Below are 14,810 nucleotides of genomic sequence, written 5' to 3' on the forward strand. Positions count from 1 at the left end.
GGCCTGAATGCCACAATCGGCGAAAAAAGGCGAGCGTGTGCGCGTTTGCAGCGCGGCTTGACTTGCATGCCCGGCTGAACATCTATATTGCACTGTTAGGAAGGCATGGGGCCGCTTTCCGCCCGGCGAGAGGCGGAGCGCGGCGCTGTTGCCGTTTTCGGGGATAAAGGCACACGATCACGTCAACAGAAGGGAGAGACTGCCATTCGCAGACCACACAGGGGACCTGCGCGACCTCGCGATGAGGGACCGCGGGTCAACGACAGGATCAGGGCGCCCGAGGTTCTCGTTATCGACGAGAACGGTGAAAAGCGGGGGGTGATGCCCATAGAAGACGCGCTCGCACTGGCCGAGGAGGCGGGGCTGGATCTTGTCGAGGTGGCGCCGAATGCCAACCCGCCGGTGTGCAAGATCCTCGACTACGGCAAGTTCAAGTATCAGGCCCAGAAGCGGGCGGCGGAGGCGCGCAAGAAGCAGAAGACCATCGAGGTCAAGGAAATCAAGATGCGCCCCACCATCGACACCCATGACTATGAGGTGAAAATGCGCAGCTTGCGCAAGTTCATCAGCAAGGGGGACAAGGTGAAGGTGTCGATCCGGTTCCGCGGGCGCGAGGTTTCGCATGCCGATCTCGGGCGCGCCCTGCTTGAGCGGGTTTTGGCCGATGCCGGCGATGAGGTGAAGGTGGAGCTTCAGCCCAAGATGGAAGGCCGGCAGATGGTCATGATCCTGGCCCCCAACAAGTGAATCGCCAAACGCTTCCCATTCGCCCGGGCGCCTTTTTCCTTCTGTTCACGGCGCACGCGCGCAAGACAATTTCCGGATGTGCATCCGGTTTCCAAGGGCAGGGTGAAGCAAGGCCTCCGCCTGGCGCTTTACGATGCCGGTCTGCAAGCGGCATGAGGAAACGCGTGTTGCGGGGTGTTCTTCCGTGGCCATCGGTTCAGGCCATTTTCTCGAGGATGGGGCTGAGCTTGCGTTTGACCTCCTCGCGCAAGGGGGCGGCGGCTTCAAGGATTTCGGCGGCGCGCAGGAAATCATAGGCCTTGAAACGATCCACGGGCGGGTCGATCCAGACCTCCGGCGGCTCCAGCATCCGTTTCAGCCGGGCGATCTGCAGCTGCATGATCTGGGTGGCGCCGAGCGCCAGCTCTGTTACTCCGGGCTTGCGCCCCTTTTCCGAGGGCTGGGGCTGACCGGTGACCTCCACGGCCACGACGATATCGCAGCCATGGGCGCGCACGTGATCGAAAGGGACGGGATTGACAATGGCACCGTCGATGAGAAGGCGGCCGTCGAGACGGGGCGCGGCGATGACGCCGGGGATGGCGATGGAGGCGGCCACGGCGGCGAGCAGATCGCCCTTGCGGATCACCTTCTCCTCCGCGGCATAGAAATCCGTGGTGGTGACGATGAGGGGGATTTCCGTATCCTCCACGCGGCGGGCCACGCCGTGTGGCATGACGAGTTCAACGAGCGCGCGCCCGTCGATCAGCACCGGGCGGGAAAGCGAGAAATTGAGCAGGGCGAGCGGGCTGTGCTCACCGCCGCGCAGAATGTGACGCGCAGCGGCGCGCCTGTTGCCGAGCACGGAGAGGGCATGGTCGCGAATCTCGGCGGCGGAGATGCCGGAGGCGAAAGCGGCGCCGACCATGGCGCCCATGGAGCTGCCGGCGATGACTTCCGGCCGGATGCCCAGATCCTCCAGACCTTCCAGCACGGGAATATGCGCCAGCCCGCGCGCCGCACCTCCGCCCAAAGCCAGCCCGACCCGCGCCATTGTGTGTCTCTCTCCCTTTCTTGACAGGTTCCGCGCCATTGCCTTCAGGCATGGCGCCCGCATGCCGTGCATTTTCCTGGCATGCTAGAGGATTGCGGCGGGCCTGACAAATCAGGCAGACACGTCGTTGCCAGGCACTTCCCTGATGGGCGCTCTGGACAAGCGACGGCATGCACGATACCCATGACCGCAAGGGGCGGATGGGCGAACGAGACTCCGGCGGCCTGCCGCGATCAAGACGCGGGGCAATCGTCACCGGACGTCTTGGTCAAGGAGATGTCGCTTCTTCTCGATTGCAGAAGGCCAGTTCGATGACCCGCACCACGCATCGCCTCACCGGTTGGCTGATTTCGCTCATCCTGTTGACGCTGTTTTCCTTTCCGCTGCCGGCGGCGGAGCGCCTTGCGGATACAGACCTGCCGGGCGGAGACTACCGCTCCTTCGAGCTGATCTCGCCACTGCCGAAGTTCTGCGAAAACGTGTGCGCCAAGGATACACGCTGCAAGGCCTGGACGTTTGTCTGGCCGGGCAAGCGGGGCAAGCGGGCCAAATGTTTCCTGAAAGAGACGGTTCCGGAGAAAAAGGCCGATACCTGCTGCATTTCCGGCATCAAGGGCGCAGGATCCGGCACTCAGACCCCGGTTGCGGAGCCTGTGACGCCACCGGCCGAGACAGAAACGGGCGATGATGACACGGGAGCGCAGACGGCGGAGCGCCCGGGTGCGTCGCCATCGGTACCGGTCGCGCCTGATGCATCCTCGGCGGGTTCCGCCTCATCCGCACAGGAAGAGGCAGGAAGCGGGGTTATCGAGGCGGAGCGCCTTCCCGATGATACCGGCACGGGCGCTGGCATGTCTGGCATGGATGAGCAGACGCGGCTGGCGATGGAGGAGAAACGGCGCTTCTGCAACGATTATGCCGATGCCGCCATGCGGGCCAATGCCCTGAACCGGCAACTGGGCTGCGGCTATACGGGCGGGCGCTGGGGCGCTTCGCGGCGGGGGTATTTCAACTGGTGCATGCGCAATTCGCGCCAGAAAGCGGAGGCCAACACCCGCGCCCGCGAGGACGCCATCGCACGCTGCCGCAACAATCCGCCCATGCGCACACCGGAACCACCGGTGACCATCACGCCGGGCGAGGATGATCCCTTTGGCGGGCCGCCAGTGCGCGAGGCGCCCATGGCCGATCTGGAATCCTGCCGGCTGTATGCGCGCATCGCAACGCGGCAGGCGCGGCGGGCCCGTGGTTTGGGCTGCGGCTTTTCCGGGCCGGAATGGGCGGCTTCTTTCGACCGGCAGTTCGAGGCATGCCGACGGCTCACCGTGCCCGAAAGGAAAAACCTGATTGCCATGCGCGAGCGGGCCTTGCGGGCCTGCCGGCGGCAGGGCTCTGCACCGGCGCGTCCCGTTCCAGGGCGATCCCGGGCGCCCTTCATTTATGAATGGGTGCAGATCGGCGGGCCGATGCCTGCGGGAGGGCCATGGAAATCCGGATGGCGGCCGTCCTATTCCGGCAAGTGTCCGCTTGTGCGCGCCTGTGATTGCGGCGATACCTGCGGTGTCTATCCGCCCGGATCCACAGCGCGCATCTGGCCCTTCGGCTGCGGCAATCCGCCGGCGGTGATCCAGTGTCGCGTGCGGCGCCGCCGCTGATGAAAGGATGAGACTAAAAGGAATCCGTCTGATGAAACTGGCCACCTGGAACGTAAACGGCATTCGCGCCCGGCTGGAGACGGTTCTGTCCTGGGTGAAGGATGCCAGCCCCGATGTTCTGTGCATGCAGGAAATCAAGACGGTGGACGAGGGCTTTCCGCGCCAGCCGTTCGAGGATCTGGGCTATAATGTGGAAACGCACGGGCAGAAGGGTTTCAATGGTGTTGCCATTCTCTCCCGCCGTCCGCTGGAGGATGTCACGCGCGGCCTTCCGGGCATGGAGGAGGACAAGCAGGCGCGCTATCTGGAGGCGGTGATTCCCACGGACAAAGGCGTGGTGCGGGTTGCGTCCGTCTATGCGCCGAACGGCAATCCCGTGCACAGCGAGAAATTCGCCTACAAGCTGCGCTGGATGGAGGCCTTTCGCAAACATGCCCGGGCGCTTCTGAAGCTGGAGGAGCCTTTTGCCCTGGGCGGTGATTACAATGTCATTCCGGGGCCGGAGGATGCGGCCTTTCCCGAACACTGGGAGGGCGATGCCTTGTATGCGCCGGAAACCCGGGCTGCCTGGCATGCCATCCTCAATCTCGGCCTGGTGGATGCTCTCCGGGCGTGGACGGCAGAACCGGGACTTTATACCTTCTGGGATTACAAGGGCGGTGCCTGGCAGAAGAATGACGGCATCCGCATCGACTTTTTCCTGCTTTCGCCACAGGCGGCGGATCGTCTGCAGCGGGCCTGGATCGACAAGCGCGTGCGCAGCTGGGAGAAGCCTTCCGATCATGTGCCCCTGCTCATTGAGCTTGATGTGTGAAGAACCGCAAGGCCGCCCTGCTTGATGCCGGTCAAGGCCCGCAGTCCATTCCTGCTTGAAAGTGAGACCATGAAACGACGCACGTCCATCATCCTGACCGCCATGTTCATGGCGCTTGCGGTCTTTCGTTTCATCGCCGCAGGGCCATTGGCGAGTGCTGCGGATGAGCCGTCCATGACCGGCAAGCTCTGGCTGCTTTCCCTGGGCGGGCGTCTTTACGACAATCACTGGGCCGTGCTCGGCATTCAGCCGCCGGCGGGGCGCAATCCCGTCTATCCGGCCGGTGTCAATATCCCGGCTGCCGATACCTGGCGCTGCGTGGCCTGTCATGGCTGGGACTATCGCGGACGGGAAGGACATCTGAAACGGCTGGCCAACTCGCCCCGATTCGTTTCCCTGCGGGAGATGGCGGGCAAACCGGTTTCCGAAATCACCGCCGCGATCCTCGCAGCGCCGCATGGCAAGGTCTCATCGGTGTTGCCGCCGCCCATGCTGAAGGCGCTGGCGCTGTTCATTTCCCGCGGCCAGCATGATGTGAGGCGGATGATTGACGCAAAGGGACGAGCCCTGGGCAATCCCCTGCGCGGCAAGGACATCTATGAGGGGACCTGCATCCGCTGTCATGATGCCGACGGCAAGGCCTACATCGAAGGCGAGGAAGGTGATCGTCCGGCGCTGGGCTGGGTGGCGCGGCACAGGCCGGAGCAGGCCCTGCACAAGATCAGAAACGGCGTGCCTTCTGCCGACATGCTTTCCTTGCGCTTCCTGCCGCTTTCCGACATCGCCGCGGTGCTGGCCTGGCTGCAGAAGCTGGATCCCAGCCCCAAGGCGGACGGCGCGGAATAAGCCCTCCCGGGCTTTCGGATGTCAGGATGAATGGGGTCTTGCCATGGCCGGCGAGGGGATGGGGCGTATGCTTCCTCGATCGGGTTCAGGGCAGGATGATGGTTGCGGTGGCAAGCGCGGCGATGCCTTCCTCGCGGCCGGTGAAGCCTAAGCGTTCCGTCGTGGTTGCTTTCACGGAGATGCGCGCGATGTCCAAATCGAGGATGGTGGCCAGTGTGGCGCGCATCTCCTCGATATAGGGGCGCAGGCGCGGGCGCTCGCAGATGATGGTGATGTCGCAATGACTGATGCGGCCTTTGCGCTCTTTCACCATCTCCATGGCATGGCGCAGGAAGATATGCGAGGGAGCGCCCTTCCACTGTGGATCGGAAGGCGGAAAATGCGCACCGATGTCGCCGGCGGCGAGGGCGCCGAATAGCGCATCGGTCAGCGCATGCATGGCCACATCGGCGTCGGAATGGCCTTTCAGCCCCTTTTCATGCGGAATGCGCACGCCGCAGAGGATGACGTGATCGCCTTCGGTGAAGGCATGCACATCAAAGCCATTGCCCACGCGCACATCCGGCAAAAGGGGTGCGGCATCAGCGCCGTGTTCCGCCCGGCTCATGCGTCTTTCTCCTGCATGTTGAGACGGCGGGCCACTTCTTCCGCCCAGGTCAGATCCTCGGCATGGGTGATCTTGCGGTTGAGGGGATCGCCCTCAACCACCGCCACCTCGAAACCGGCATATTCGGCAACGGCGGCGTCATCAGTGAGGTCCGTTCGGCCTTCTTCCGCCGCCTGACGATGCGCGGCAAGGATGGGGGCGAGGTAGAAAACCTGTGGCGTCTGCACGGCGCGCAGGCTGTCCCGCGGCGGGGTTTCCACCACGATGCCCTCCGCATTCACGCGCTTGACGGTATCGGTGACAGGCAGGCCGGGCACAACACCCTCGTGCATGCCCAGGTGATGAAGCAGACGGTCAATGAGCGCTGGTTGCACGAAGGGACGGGCGGCATCATGGATGAGTACAACATTCGGTGCACCCTGTTCGCGGCGGGCCAGGGCCTCTAGCCCGCGGTGCACGGATATTTGCCGGGTGGCGCCGCCGGTGACCGGCAGGGGCATGTGTTTGCCTTCGGACAGCTCAAGACCGGTGATGGCCTCGGCATAAAACTGTTCATGTCCCTCGCCAATGACGACCTGGATCAGGTCAATCCCGGGATGGGCCAGAAAGGCCTCGATCGTGCGCCGCAGGATGGGCTTTCCCGCGACATTCAGATATTGTTTGGGCACATCACTGCCCAGGCGGGTTCCGCTACCGGCGGCCACGATCAGGGCGGCGGTGGTCATGGCATGGGTTCCTCAAGGTTTCAAAGACACTGCCCGGAAACCGGCGCGCATGCCGGATCTGTCGCTTCTTCTCTCCGCCTTCTATCGAAGGCATGGAAAAAGGGCAACGAGGCTCTTGCCAGCTTAAGCAGGCAAAGGCAAAATGATATTAAATTGTGCAAATTAAATTCGTGATGAAAAGATGAGCATTACAATCGGCCCCTGGCGAACGCGCAACCGGGTCTTTCTCGCGCCCATGGCCGGCATTACCGATGCGCCCTTTCGCGCCTGCGCCTGGCGCTACGGGGCCGGGCTGGTGGTCAGCGAGATGGTGGTGGGCCGCGCGCTCAAGGAAGGGCGCAGGGATGTTCTCGCACGGGCGCGTGGATTTGACGAGGGCGATAAGGCAACGGCGCCGATCCGTCCGCGCGTGATCCAGCTGGCCGGGCGCACGCCTGAAGACATGGAAGAGGGCGCGCGGCTGGCGGTGGATCTGGGGGCGGACATCATCGACATCAACATGGGCTGTCCGGCGCGCATGGTGGCGGGCAAGCTTTCGGGCGCAGCCCTGATGCGCAATGCCGATGTGGCGCTGGCCATCATCGAGGCCACGGTGCGCGGCGCAGGTGCTGTGCCGGTGACGGTGAAGATGCGCCTGGGCTGGAGCGCGCGGGAGAAGAACGCCGCCTTGATCGCCAGGCTGGCGGAAGGGGCGGGCGCGCGCATGATCGTGGTACACGGCCGAACGCGCGATCAGTTCTACGATGGCGTGGCCGACTGGCGGGCTGTTGGCGAGGTGGTGCGGGCGGTGTCGGTACCGGTCATTGTCAATGGCGATATCATTGATGTTGCCTCGGCCCGACGCGCGCTTGAGGTGTCCGGTGCCGCCGGGGTGATGGTGGGGCGCGCTGCGCGCGGGCAACCATGGATCGTCGGCGCCATTGCCAGGGCGCTTGATGGAGACGGTGTGTTCTCGCTGCCGGATATCGGCACGCAGGTGGATGAAACCCGTAGGCTGCATGCACGGTTGCTCAGCTTCTATGGCCCGAAGCAGGGCATCAGGATTGCGCGCAAGCATCTGGGCTGGGCCGTCATGCGCTGGCAGGCGGCCGGGCTGCTCAATGAGGAAGAGGCCGTGATATGGCGCGCGCGCCTTGTGCGGGCAGAAGCGGAAGATGTGGTAGCGGAAGCGCTTGAGCGGCTGAAAACGCTGCTTGCCGGGCGCGCGCTGCGACAGGATTTTGACAATGCGCAACCGGCGGCGGTTATGCGACGGGCGGCAAGGACGGAGGCGGTGACATGACGCAAACACCCCTCATGAAGGATGGCGAGGATGATGCCGTGCTGCGCATGCGCTCGGCCCTGTTGATGGCGATTCCCAATCCGCTCATTGCCATCGATGCCGAAAATACCATTCTCTTCGTCAATGCGGCGGCGGAGAATTTCTTTCAGGCCTCCGCGCGCACGCTGCGCAAGTATGGGCTTGAGAGCATCATCCCCTTCACCTCGCCGCTGTTTGAGTTGATCGAATCGGTGCGGCGCACGGGCGCGACCATCAATGAATACGAGGTGAGCATCGGCACGCCGCGCACGGGCGGTGAGCGCGCGGTGGACCTGCAGGCGGGGATCGTGCCGGAGCTTCCTGGCGTGGTGGTGCTGCAGATCTGGCCGCGGTCCATGGCGCAGAAGATCGACCGGCAGCTCACCTATCGCGGCGCGGCGCGCACCGTTTCCGGCATGGCCGCCATGCTGGCGCATGAAATCAAGAATCCGCTCTCCGGCATTCGCGGAGCGGCGCAGCTGCTGGAGCCCTCGCTGCCGGAAGAGGATCGGGCGCTCACCCAGCTCATCTGCGCGGAAGCCGACAGGATCCGCAATCTCGTTGATCAGATGGAGGTGTTCACCGACGAGCGCCCCCTGCAGCGGGAGGCGGTGAACATCCACACGGTGCTCGATCATGTCAAGAAACTGGCGGAAAGCGGCTTTGCGGCGGGCATTCCCATTCAGGAATACTATGATCCCTCACTGCCGCCGGTGCTGGGCAACCGGGATCAGCTCATCCAGGTGTTTCTCAATCTTGTGAAGAACGCGGCAGAAGCAGTGCGCGCGGATGATCGTCCGGGCGGGCACATCGATCTCACCACGGCCTTTCGCCCCGGTGTGCGCATCGCCGTGCCCGGCTCGCGGCAGAAGGTCTCGCTGCCGCTGGAAGTGAAGGTGCGCAATACGGGGCGGCCGGTGCCGGATGAAATCCGGCCGCACATCTTCGATCCCTTCGTGACCACCAAGCCCTCCAGCAAGGGGCTGGGGCTGGCGCTGGTGGCCAAGATCGTGCGTGATCATGGCGGGGTGGTGGAGTTCACGTCCGATGAACGCTTCACCACGTTTCGGGTTCTGCTGCCCATCTATGATGAGGATGCGGCCTGAATGATCTGGCGCGGTGCGCCGTTTGTCCGAACGGGCCGGTGTGGGCCGGGATGATGGACTGACTGAACGGATCAGGGCGAAAACGGACATGGCTCAGAACACGATCCTGGTTGTGGATGACGATGCCGCGGTGCGCACCGTCTTGACGCGGGCGCTCACACGGGCGGGCTATCACGTGAGCACGGGCTCCAACGCCGCGGCCATGTGGGAGATGGTGGCCGCAGGCGAGGGGGATGTTCTGATCACCGATGTGGTTCTGCCTGATGAGAATGCCTTTGAGCTCATTCCCCGCATCAAGCAGCGGCGGCCGGATCTGCCCATCATCGTGATGAGCGCGCAGAACACGATCATGACGGCGATCACCGCGGCGGAGAAGGGGGCCTTCGAATATCTGCCCAAGCCCTTCGATCTCAACGAGATGCTGGGCGTGGTGCGCCGGGCGCTGGAACAGGCCGCCTCAGCCGCGCAGCGCAATTTACCCGGCGGGGCGCCGGCGGCGGAAGACCTGCCCATCATCGGCCGTTCCCGGGCCATGCAGGAGATTTATCGCATCATCGCCCGCATGACCCAGACGGACCTGACGGTGATGATCTATGGCGAATCCGGCACCGGCAAGGAGCTGGTCGCGCGCGTGTTGCACGATTTCGGGCGCCGGCGGCGCGGGCCGTTCGTGGCGCTCAACATGGCGGCGATCCCGCGGGAGCTGATCGAATCGGAGCTGTTCGGCCATGAAAAGGGCGCCTTTACCGGCGCCACCACGCGCAAGGCCGGGCGCTTCGAACAGGCGCGCGGCGGCACGCTGTTTCTGGACGAGATCGGGGATATGCCCATGGAGGCGCAGACGCGCCTGCTGCGCGTGCTGCAGGAAGGGGAATTCACCACCGTGGGCGGCACAACGCCGATCAAGGCCGATGTGCGCATCATCGCCGCCACGCACCGCAATCTCAAGCAGATGATCGCCGCCGGCCAGTTCCGCGAGGATCTCTATTTCCGCCTGAATGTCGTGCCCATTCGTCTGCCGCCGTTGCGCGAACGGCTGGACGACATACCGGATCTGGTCAACCATTTCCTCATGCAGGCGGTGGAGGAGGGGCTCTCGCCCAAGCGCTTCAGCCCGGAGGCGATCGAGGTGCTCAAGCAGCATCGCTGGCCGGGCAACGTGCGCGAGCTGGAAAATCTGGTGCGCCGAATTGTTGCCATCTATTCCGAAGAGGAGATCGGGCCGGATATCATCCGCGCGGAACTGGCCGAGATGTCGCGCGGGGCGGCGCCGGGGCTGAGCGAGGTCTCCGCCGGCGCGTCGCTTTCGGAGCTGGTGGAAGGCTGGCTGCAGAACTATTTCGCCCAGCACGGGGAGGAGCTGCCGCCGCCCGGGCTTTACGACCGGGTGATCCGCGAGGTGGAGGCGCCGCTGATTTCCGCAGCCCTGGCAGCGACCGGCGGCAACCAGCTGCGGGCGGCGGAACTTCTGGGCATCAATCGCAATACCTTGCGCACCCGCATCCGCGATTTGGGGCTGACGGTCATGCGCACCGGCCGCCTGCGCCGCCGCACTGCACGGGAATGACCCGGGCAGATTGCAGGGCTGAATTCAGGAAGCGCAATGTTGCCACCAAATCGGCCGAGGAAAAGAGATTTTCCATGAGTTAGGGATTGGTTGTTTAACTCATTGATAAATCAAAAATTGGAAGAAATGCCGGAACGGGATTTTATCCCGTTCCGGAACGCTTTGGCGGGGTATGTTACCCCGCCATTCATGCTTTAGGCGGGTTTGAAAAACCCGCCGAAACGTTGGGTAAGGATATAAAATATCCTTCCGGCGGTAGAAAATGCCCGCTGGCATCGCCGTCTTTTATGAGTCCACGCCCTAGGCGAAATCTTCCGGTGCGGGAATGCGGCCGAAGGCGATCTTGGCGCCGAGATACTTGAGGTCCAGGTGCTTGAGGGCGGCGGGTTCCACCGTGCGGCCGCCGAAACGGCGATTGAGGCGGTCGATCTCCGCCCAGAGGCGCTCGCGTTCCTCCCGGCGGGTTTCGCGATCGGCGAAAAGGTCCAGCTGCCGGGCGTTCTCCGGTTGCAGCTCATGCAGGTAGACATAGACGTTGCGCAGGCGGGGATTGCGGCGTGAGCGCGCCTGCTTTTCCAGTTGGGCCCAGGCTCTTTCCAGAGCGCGCAGGAAAACGAAGCTGTCAGCCGAAGGGAGAAAACGCACGGTGAGGGCAAGGCCGCCGTCATCGCTGCGCATGCGCAAGGAGGAAGAGGATGCGGCGCGCAGGAAGGCGGGGCGTGATGCTGTCGGTTCGCGCACAAGCCAGCTGACGGTGAGGGTGAGGGCGGCGGCGGTCATTTCGACGCGGCGCAGGCGCGCGGCCGCCTTCAGGAGCAGGGCGCAGGCCACCGGCCAGGCCGCGGTGGGCGTGCGGTGTTCCGGTGCGAGAACGCGCCCGTGGCCGAGGCTGCGCGGCGGGCCCGGCGGTGGCGGATCCACGTCTTCGCCATGCAAGGCGCGAATGAAGCGCTCACCGGTGACGTTGCCCCAGATGGCGCGGGCCTGCTTCGGTGCGAGACGCCACAGGCCGATGACATCGCGAATGCCGGCGGCGGCCAGCCGCCGCGCGATGCCACCGGAGATGCCGGGGATTTCCTCCAGCGGCAAATGGGCGATGGCCTCAGGCAGATCAGCGCGGGTGAGCACACGCAGGCCGTCCGGCTTGTCCATTTCCGCGGCGAGCTTAGCCAGAAGCCGCGATGGGGCCAGGCCGATGGAACAGGTGAGTGCGCCGCCCACGCGCGTGGCGATGCCCCGCTTGATGCCTTGCGCCAGCAGGCGCGCCGTTTCCGGCACCTGCTGGGAGCGGCCGAGGCGGGCGGAAAGCTCGTCGATGGAATGCACCAGGTCTATGGGCAGGTGGCGCTCGATCTCCGCCACCAGGCGATGATGCCAATGGACATAAACCTCATGGCGGGCAGGCACAACGGCCACATCCGGACAGAGGCGCCGCGCTTCCTCAACGCGCATGCCGCGGCGGATGCCCAGTCGCTTGGCCTCGCGCGAAACGGCAATGGCGCCGGTGGCCTCGGTATCCTCCAGCGGCACCACGATCAGGGGGCGGCCGCGGGTTTCCGGCCGCTCCTGCTGTTCCACCGAGGCGAAGTAGCTGTCGAAATCCAGAAACAGCCAGCGAACCTCCCCGTCCTCGTGCATGATACTCCCCTCAAGGACCTCATGTTCTCATGGGATGGGGAGAGTATAGAACAAAACATGAATATACGCAAAACATATGGTGGTGTGGGAAAATGAGAAGCGAGGGGACGAGCGTAGCATCGGTCACAAGAGAGGGGCGGACGCGCGTTTTTTGCGTCCGCCCCCTGCCGTGGCGTCCTGTCCGTGCCCTTTTGCGGTCTTGTCAGTCAGTCACCGGGGCTTCGGACATGGTCTGACGCCTCCCTGTATCATTCCTCTGTGCTCTTTCGTCTCCCTCACGGGCACGCCCTTTCGCCTTTACAGCCGATAGAGGATCTGATCGGTCCAGAAGCGTTCCAGACGCGCCAGCGCCTTGTTAAGGCGGTCGAACTCCTCTTCGGTCATGCCCAGCACGTCGCGGATGGACTTCAGCTGCCGGTCGTAGAGGGCATCGATGCGCCGGCGCACCTCCTGCCCCTTCTCCGTGAGGCGCACGCGCACGGCGCGCTTGTCAGCACGGGAGCGCTTCTGTTCGACATAGCCGGCCTCGACCAGCTTCTTGAGATTGTAGGAGACATTGGAGCCCTGATAATAGCCGCGGGTCTTCAGCTCGCCGGCGGTGAGCTCCTCATCGCCGATGTTGTAGATCAGCAAAGCCTGCACGGGATTGAGCTCACGCTCGCCGTGGCGCTCGAATTCGTCCTTGACCACATCCAGCAACCGGCGATGCACACGCTCGATCAGATTCAGGGCTTCCAGATAGCGGGACTTGACCGGCTGCAGATCATCCGCAGGTTTTTCCACCTGCGCTGCCATGTTCATTCTGACGTTCATCTTGACACCTGCCCATTTCGTTTGACGCCTTCACATTCTTTTTCTTTGCGGGGCGGCGGATGTCTTTTGTTTCTCCTCCGCCTGCCCCTGATGGTTCCTGATCCTATGGGCGGCGTGTTAAAAAGCGCTCAAAAGACAAAGTAAATTTGCCATTTATTTTTGCGGGGGCGCTTGCCGGTTGTTAACGCTGTTGCGGCAAGGGATGAGGAAGCCGGATATCCGGCGGGCGGCAAGACGCCTTGCCAGAAAAGGCACCGGGCGCATAAGGAGAAGGCAGTCGTTTTGGCCAGCAACGGACAAATCGGATCATGAAACTGCCGAAGCCCATGGTGCCCGGGCGGCTCGTGCGCCGCTACAAGCGTTTTCTCGCCGATGTCATCCTGGAGGATACGGGCGAGCAGGTCACGGCCTCCACGCCGAATACCGGCTCCATGATGGGGCTTCTGGATGCGGGCAATCGCGTCTGGCTTTCCGTTTCCGATGATCCGAGGCGGAAATACCGCTATCGCTGGGAGCTGGTGGAAGTGGCGGGGCCGGCGGGGCATGCCCTGGTTGGTCTCAACACATCCCTGCCCAACGCACTGGCGGCAGAGGCGATTAAAGCCGGCATCGTGCCTTCCATTCCGGCGGATGGCGAAATCCGCTGCGAGGTGCGGTATGGCGAGGAGAATTCCCGCATCGATCTCCTCGTTCAGCCGAAGGAGGCGCCGCCAATTTATATAGAGGTGAAGAATGTCACGTTGTCGCGCCGCCCCGGTCTTGCGGAGTTTCCCGATGCGGTGACAGCGCGGGGGGCGAAGCATTTGCGCGAGCTGGAACGGATCGCCAGGGCGGGTAAGGCGCGCGCCATGATGATCTACATGGTGCAGCGCACCGATGCAGAAGCCTGCGCTCTGGCGGCGGACATCGATCCCGCTTATATGGAAGCCTGGAAACGGGCGACTGCGGCCGGCATGGAGACGGTCTGTCTCGCCTGCTGCATCGACCCCGGCCAGATCGTTGCCAACAGGGTCATACCACTGGAGCATTCATGAACAGAGCACGCTACATCGCCGGGGAGAGCGCGCCACTTGCCAATACCGGCCAGATCAAGCTGTGGGGCGAGGAAGCCTTCGAGGGCATGCGCCGCGCCGGGCGCCTGGCCGCGGAGACGCTGGACATGCTGGTGGAACACGTGCGCCCCGGTGTGAGCACGGAGGAGCTGGACAGGCTGGCGCACGAATTCATCGTCGATCATGGCGGTGTGCCGGCGCCGTTGTATTACCGCGGCTTTCCCAAGAGCATCTGCACCTCGGTCAACCATGTGGTCTGTCACGGCATCCCTGGGGAAAAGCGCCTGAAGGAAGGCGACATCGTCAATATCGACGTCACCGTCATTCTCGACGGCTGGCACGGCGATTCCTCGCGCATGTATCCGGTGGGTGCCATTTCGCGCAAGGCGCAGCGGCTTATCGATGTCACCTATGAAGCGATGATGCGCGGGATTGCCGCGGCGCGCCCGGGCGCGACCACCGGCGACATCGGCCACGCCATCCAGACCTATGCTGAGGAAAACCGCTGTTCGGTGGTTCGGGACTTCTGCGGACATGGCCTGGGGCAGCTGTTTCATGACGCGCCCAACATCCTGCACTATGGCCGGCCCGGCACCGGATATGAACTGAAGCCCGGCATGTTCTTCACCATCGAGCCGATGCTCAATCTCGGCCGCCCGCAGGTGAAGATCCTCAAGGATGGCTGGACGGCCGTCACCCGCGATCGCTCCCTCTCCGCGCAGTTCGAGCACACCATCGGCATCACGGAGGACGGCTGCGAGATCTTCACGCTCTCCCCGAAGGGATTGCATCGCCCGCCCTATGTGCCCGAATCTTGAGCGGATGGTCATGCAAACGGGCTTGCCGGGCATGAAGGCTTGTGTGCAGCCCCGGGGCGGCATGATGTTTTTCTTGAAGGGGAGCGGTT

General features: G+C 63.7%; 14 protein-coding genes. 9 read left to right on the forward strand and 5 right to left on the reverse strand.

Annotated features, from left to right (window positions below; translation table 11 throughout):
• The first annotated feature begins 204 nt into the window (after positions 1-204).
• The gene (gene infC / locus EK16_RS07500; RefSeq protein ID WP_231573651.1) at positions 205-747 is read left to right on the forward strand and encodes a translation initiation factor IF-3; all 543 of its coding nucleotides are present in this window, start codon (positions 205-207) and stop codon (positions 745-747) included.
• A gap of 196 nt (positions 748-943) precedes the next feature.
• Here infC and EK16_RS07505 read toward each other — a convergent pair whose 3' ends face one another.
• A complete protein-coding gene (locus EK16_RS07505) occupies positions 944-1,780 on the reverse strand; it encodes a patatin-like phospholipase family protein (RefSeq protein WP_051929062.1) in 837 nt (278 codons plus the stop codon).
• 311 nt (positions 1,781-2,091) lie between these two features.
• On the opposite strand from EK16_RS07505, the gene EK16_RS11530 reads away from it, so the two are divergent.
• From EK16_RS11530 to EK16_RS07520, 3 genes are all read left to right on the forward strand, one after another.
• Positions 2,092-3,435: a PAN domain-containing protein gene (locus EK16_RS11530; protein ID WP_051929063.1), complete on the forward strand. Its 1,344-nt coding sequence runs from the start codon at positions 2,092-2,094 to the stop codon at positions 3,433-3,435.
• Between the two features lie 31 nt (positions 3,436-3,466).
• Positions 3,467-4,249 carry an exodeoxyribonuclease III gene (gene xth, locus EK16_RS07515; RefSeq protein WP_038035635.1) on the forward strand — a complete coding sequence of 261 codons (783 nt, stop codon included), beginning with the start codon at positions 3,467-3,469 and terminating at the stop codon, positions 4,247-4,249.
• A gap of 69 nt (positions 4,250-4,318) precedes the next feature.
• Complete coding sequence (locus tag EK16_RS07520) at positions 4,319-5,095, forward strand: c-type cytochrome (protein ID WP_156098519.1); 777 nt, start codon at positions 4,319-4,321, stop codon at positions 5,093-5,095.
• An 85-nt stretch (positions 5,096-5,180) separates the two neighbouring features.
• Here the strand turns inward: EK16_RS07520 and ispF are convergent, their stop codons facing one another.
• Positions 5,181-5,702: a 2-C-methyl-D-erythritol 2,4-cyclodiphosphate synthase gene (ispF, locus tag EK16_RS12655; RefSeq protein ID WP_051929064.1), complete on the reverse strand. Its 522-nt coding sequence runs from the start codon at positions 5,700-5,702 to the stop codon at positions 5,181-5,183.
• On the reverse strand, positions 5,699-6,427 hold the full coding sequence (ispD, locus tag EK16_RS12660; protein WP_038035640.1) for a 2-C-methyl-D-erythritol 4-phosphate cytidylyltransferase: 729 nt from the start codon (positions 6,425-6,427) through the stop codon (positions 5,699-5,701). Before ispD ends, ispF begins: the two co-directional genes overlap by 4 nt.
• Positions 6,428-6,608: 181 nt before the next feature.
• Between ispD and EK16_RS07535 the strand changes: the two genes are divergently transcribed.
• The 3 genes from EK16_RS07535 to ntrC all read left to right on the forward strand — a co-directional run bounded on the left by EK16_RS07535 (position 6,609) and on the right by ntrC (position 10,400).
• On the forward strand, positions 6,609-7,709 hold the full coding sequence (locus EK16_RS07535; protein WP_081910354.1) for a tRNA dihydrouridine synthase: 1,101 nt from the start codon (positions 6,609-6,611) through the stop codon (positions 7,707-7,709).
• Positions 7,706-8,833 carry a two-component system sensor histidine kinase NtrB gene (locus EK16_RS07540; RefSeq protein ID WP_081910355.1) on the forward strand — a complete coding sequence of 376 codons (1,128 nt, stop codon included), beginning with the start codon at positions 7,706-7,708 and terminating at the stop codon, positions 8,831-8,833. Before EK16_RS07535 ends, EK16_RS07540 begins: the two co-directional genes overlap by 4 nt.
• A gap of 88 nt (positions 8,834-8,921) precedes the next feature.
• Entirely contained in the window at positions 8,922-10,400 is a 1,479-nt protein-coding gene (gene ntrC / locus EK16_RS07545) for a nitrogen regulation protein NR(I) (RefSeq protein WP_038035643.1), read from the forward strand.
• Positions 10,401-10,700: 300 nt separating this feature from the next.
• Here the strand turns inward: ntrC and EK16_RS07550 are convergent, their stop codons facing one another.
• Positions 10,701-12,038: a Y-family DNA polymerase gene (locus EK16_RS07550; RefSeq protein ID WP_038035644.1), complete on the reverse strand. Its 1,338-nt coding sequence runs from the start codon at positions 12,036-12,038 to the stop codon at positions 10,701-10,703.
• A gap of 297 nt (positions 12,039-12,335) precedes the next feature.
• Positions 12,336-12,839: a transcriptional regulator LdtR gene (gene ldtR / locus EK16_RS07555; protein ID WP_051929066.1), complete on the reverse strand. Its 504-nt coding sequence runs from the start codon at positions 12,837-12,839 to the stop codon at positions 12,336-12,338.
• A 320-nt stretch (positions 12,840-13,159) separates the two neighbouring features.
• On the opposite strand from ldtR, the gene sfsA reads away from it, so the two are divergent.
• On the forward strand, positions 13,160-13,885 hold the full coding sequence (gene sfsA, locus EK16_RS07560; RefSeq protein WP_038035646.1) for a DNA/RNA nuclease SfsA: 726 nt from the start codon (positions 13,160-13,162) through the stop codon (positions 13,883-13,885).
• Positions 13,882-14,721, forward strand: a complete 840-nt coding sequence (gene map / locus EK16_RS07565; protein WP_038035648.1) for a type I methionyl aminopeptidase — start codon at positions 13,882-13,884, stop codon at positions 14,719-14,721. The genes sfsA and map overlap by 4 nt, the downstream gene beginning before the upstream one ends.
• Positions 14,722-14,810 lie beyond the last annotated feature (89 nt).

Origin of the sequence: Thermopetrobacter sp. TC1 (genome assembly GCF_000746275.1) — a bacterium.
Classification (GTDB): domain Bacteria; phylum Pseudomonadota; class Alphaproteobacteria; order Rhizobiales; family Aestuariivirgaceae; genus Thermopetrobacter.

Coding starts and splice junctions, on each gene's coding strand:
- map (WP_038035648.1), top strand. CDS start 13,882: ATGAACAGAGCACGCTACATCGCCGGGGAGAGCGCGCCACTTGCCAAT.
- EK16_RS07540 (WP_081910355.1), top strand. CDS start 7,706: ATGACGCAAACACCCCTCATGAAGGATGGCGAGGATGATGCCGTGCTG.
- EK16_RS07535 (WP_081910354.1), top strand. CDS start 6,609: ATGAGCATTACAATCGGCCCCTGGCGAACGCGCAACCGGGTCTTTCTC.
- EK16_RS07550 (WP_038035644.1), bottom strand. CDS start 12,038: ATGCACGAGGACGGGGAGGTTCGCTGGCTGTTTCTGGATTTCGACAGC.
- ispD (WP_038035640.1), bottom strand. CDS start 6,427: ATGACCACCGCCGCCCTGATCGTGGCCGCCGGTAGCGGAACCCGCCTG.
- EK16_RS11530 (WP_051929063.1), top strand. CDS start 2,092: ATGACCCGCACCACGCATCGCCTCACCGGTTGGCTGATTTCGCTCATC.
- ldtR (WP_051929066.1), bottom strand. CDS start 12,839: ATGAACATGGCAGCGCAGGTGGAAAAACCTGCGGATGATCTGCAGCCG.
- xth (WP_038035635.1), top strand. CDS start 3,467: ATGAAACTGGCCACCTGGAACGTAAACGGCATTCGCGCCCGGCTGGAG.
- ispF (WP_051929064.1), bottom strand. CDS start 5,702: ATGAGCCGGGCGGAACACGGCGCTGATGCCGCACCCCTTTTGCCGGAT.
- EK16_RS07505 (WP_051929062.1), bottom strand. CDS start 1,780: ATGGCGCGGGTCGGGCTGGCTTTGGGCGGAGGTGCGGCGCGCGGGCTG.
- sfsA (WP_038035646.1), top strand. CDS start 13,160: ATGAAACTGCCGAAGCCCATGGTGCCCGGGCGGCTCGTGCGCCGCTAC.
- ntrC (WP_038035643.1), top strand. CDS start 8,922: ATGGCTCAGAACACGATCCTGGTTGTGGATGACGATGCCGCGGTGCGC.
- EK16_RS07520 (WP_156098519.1), top strand. CDS start 4,319: ATGAAACGACGCACGTCCATCATCCTGACCGCCATGTTCATGGCGCTT.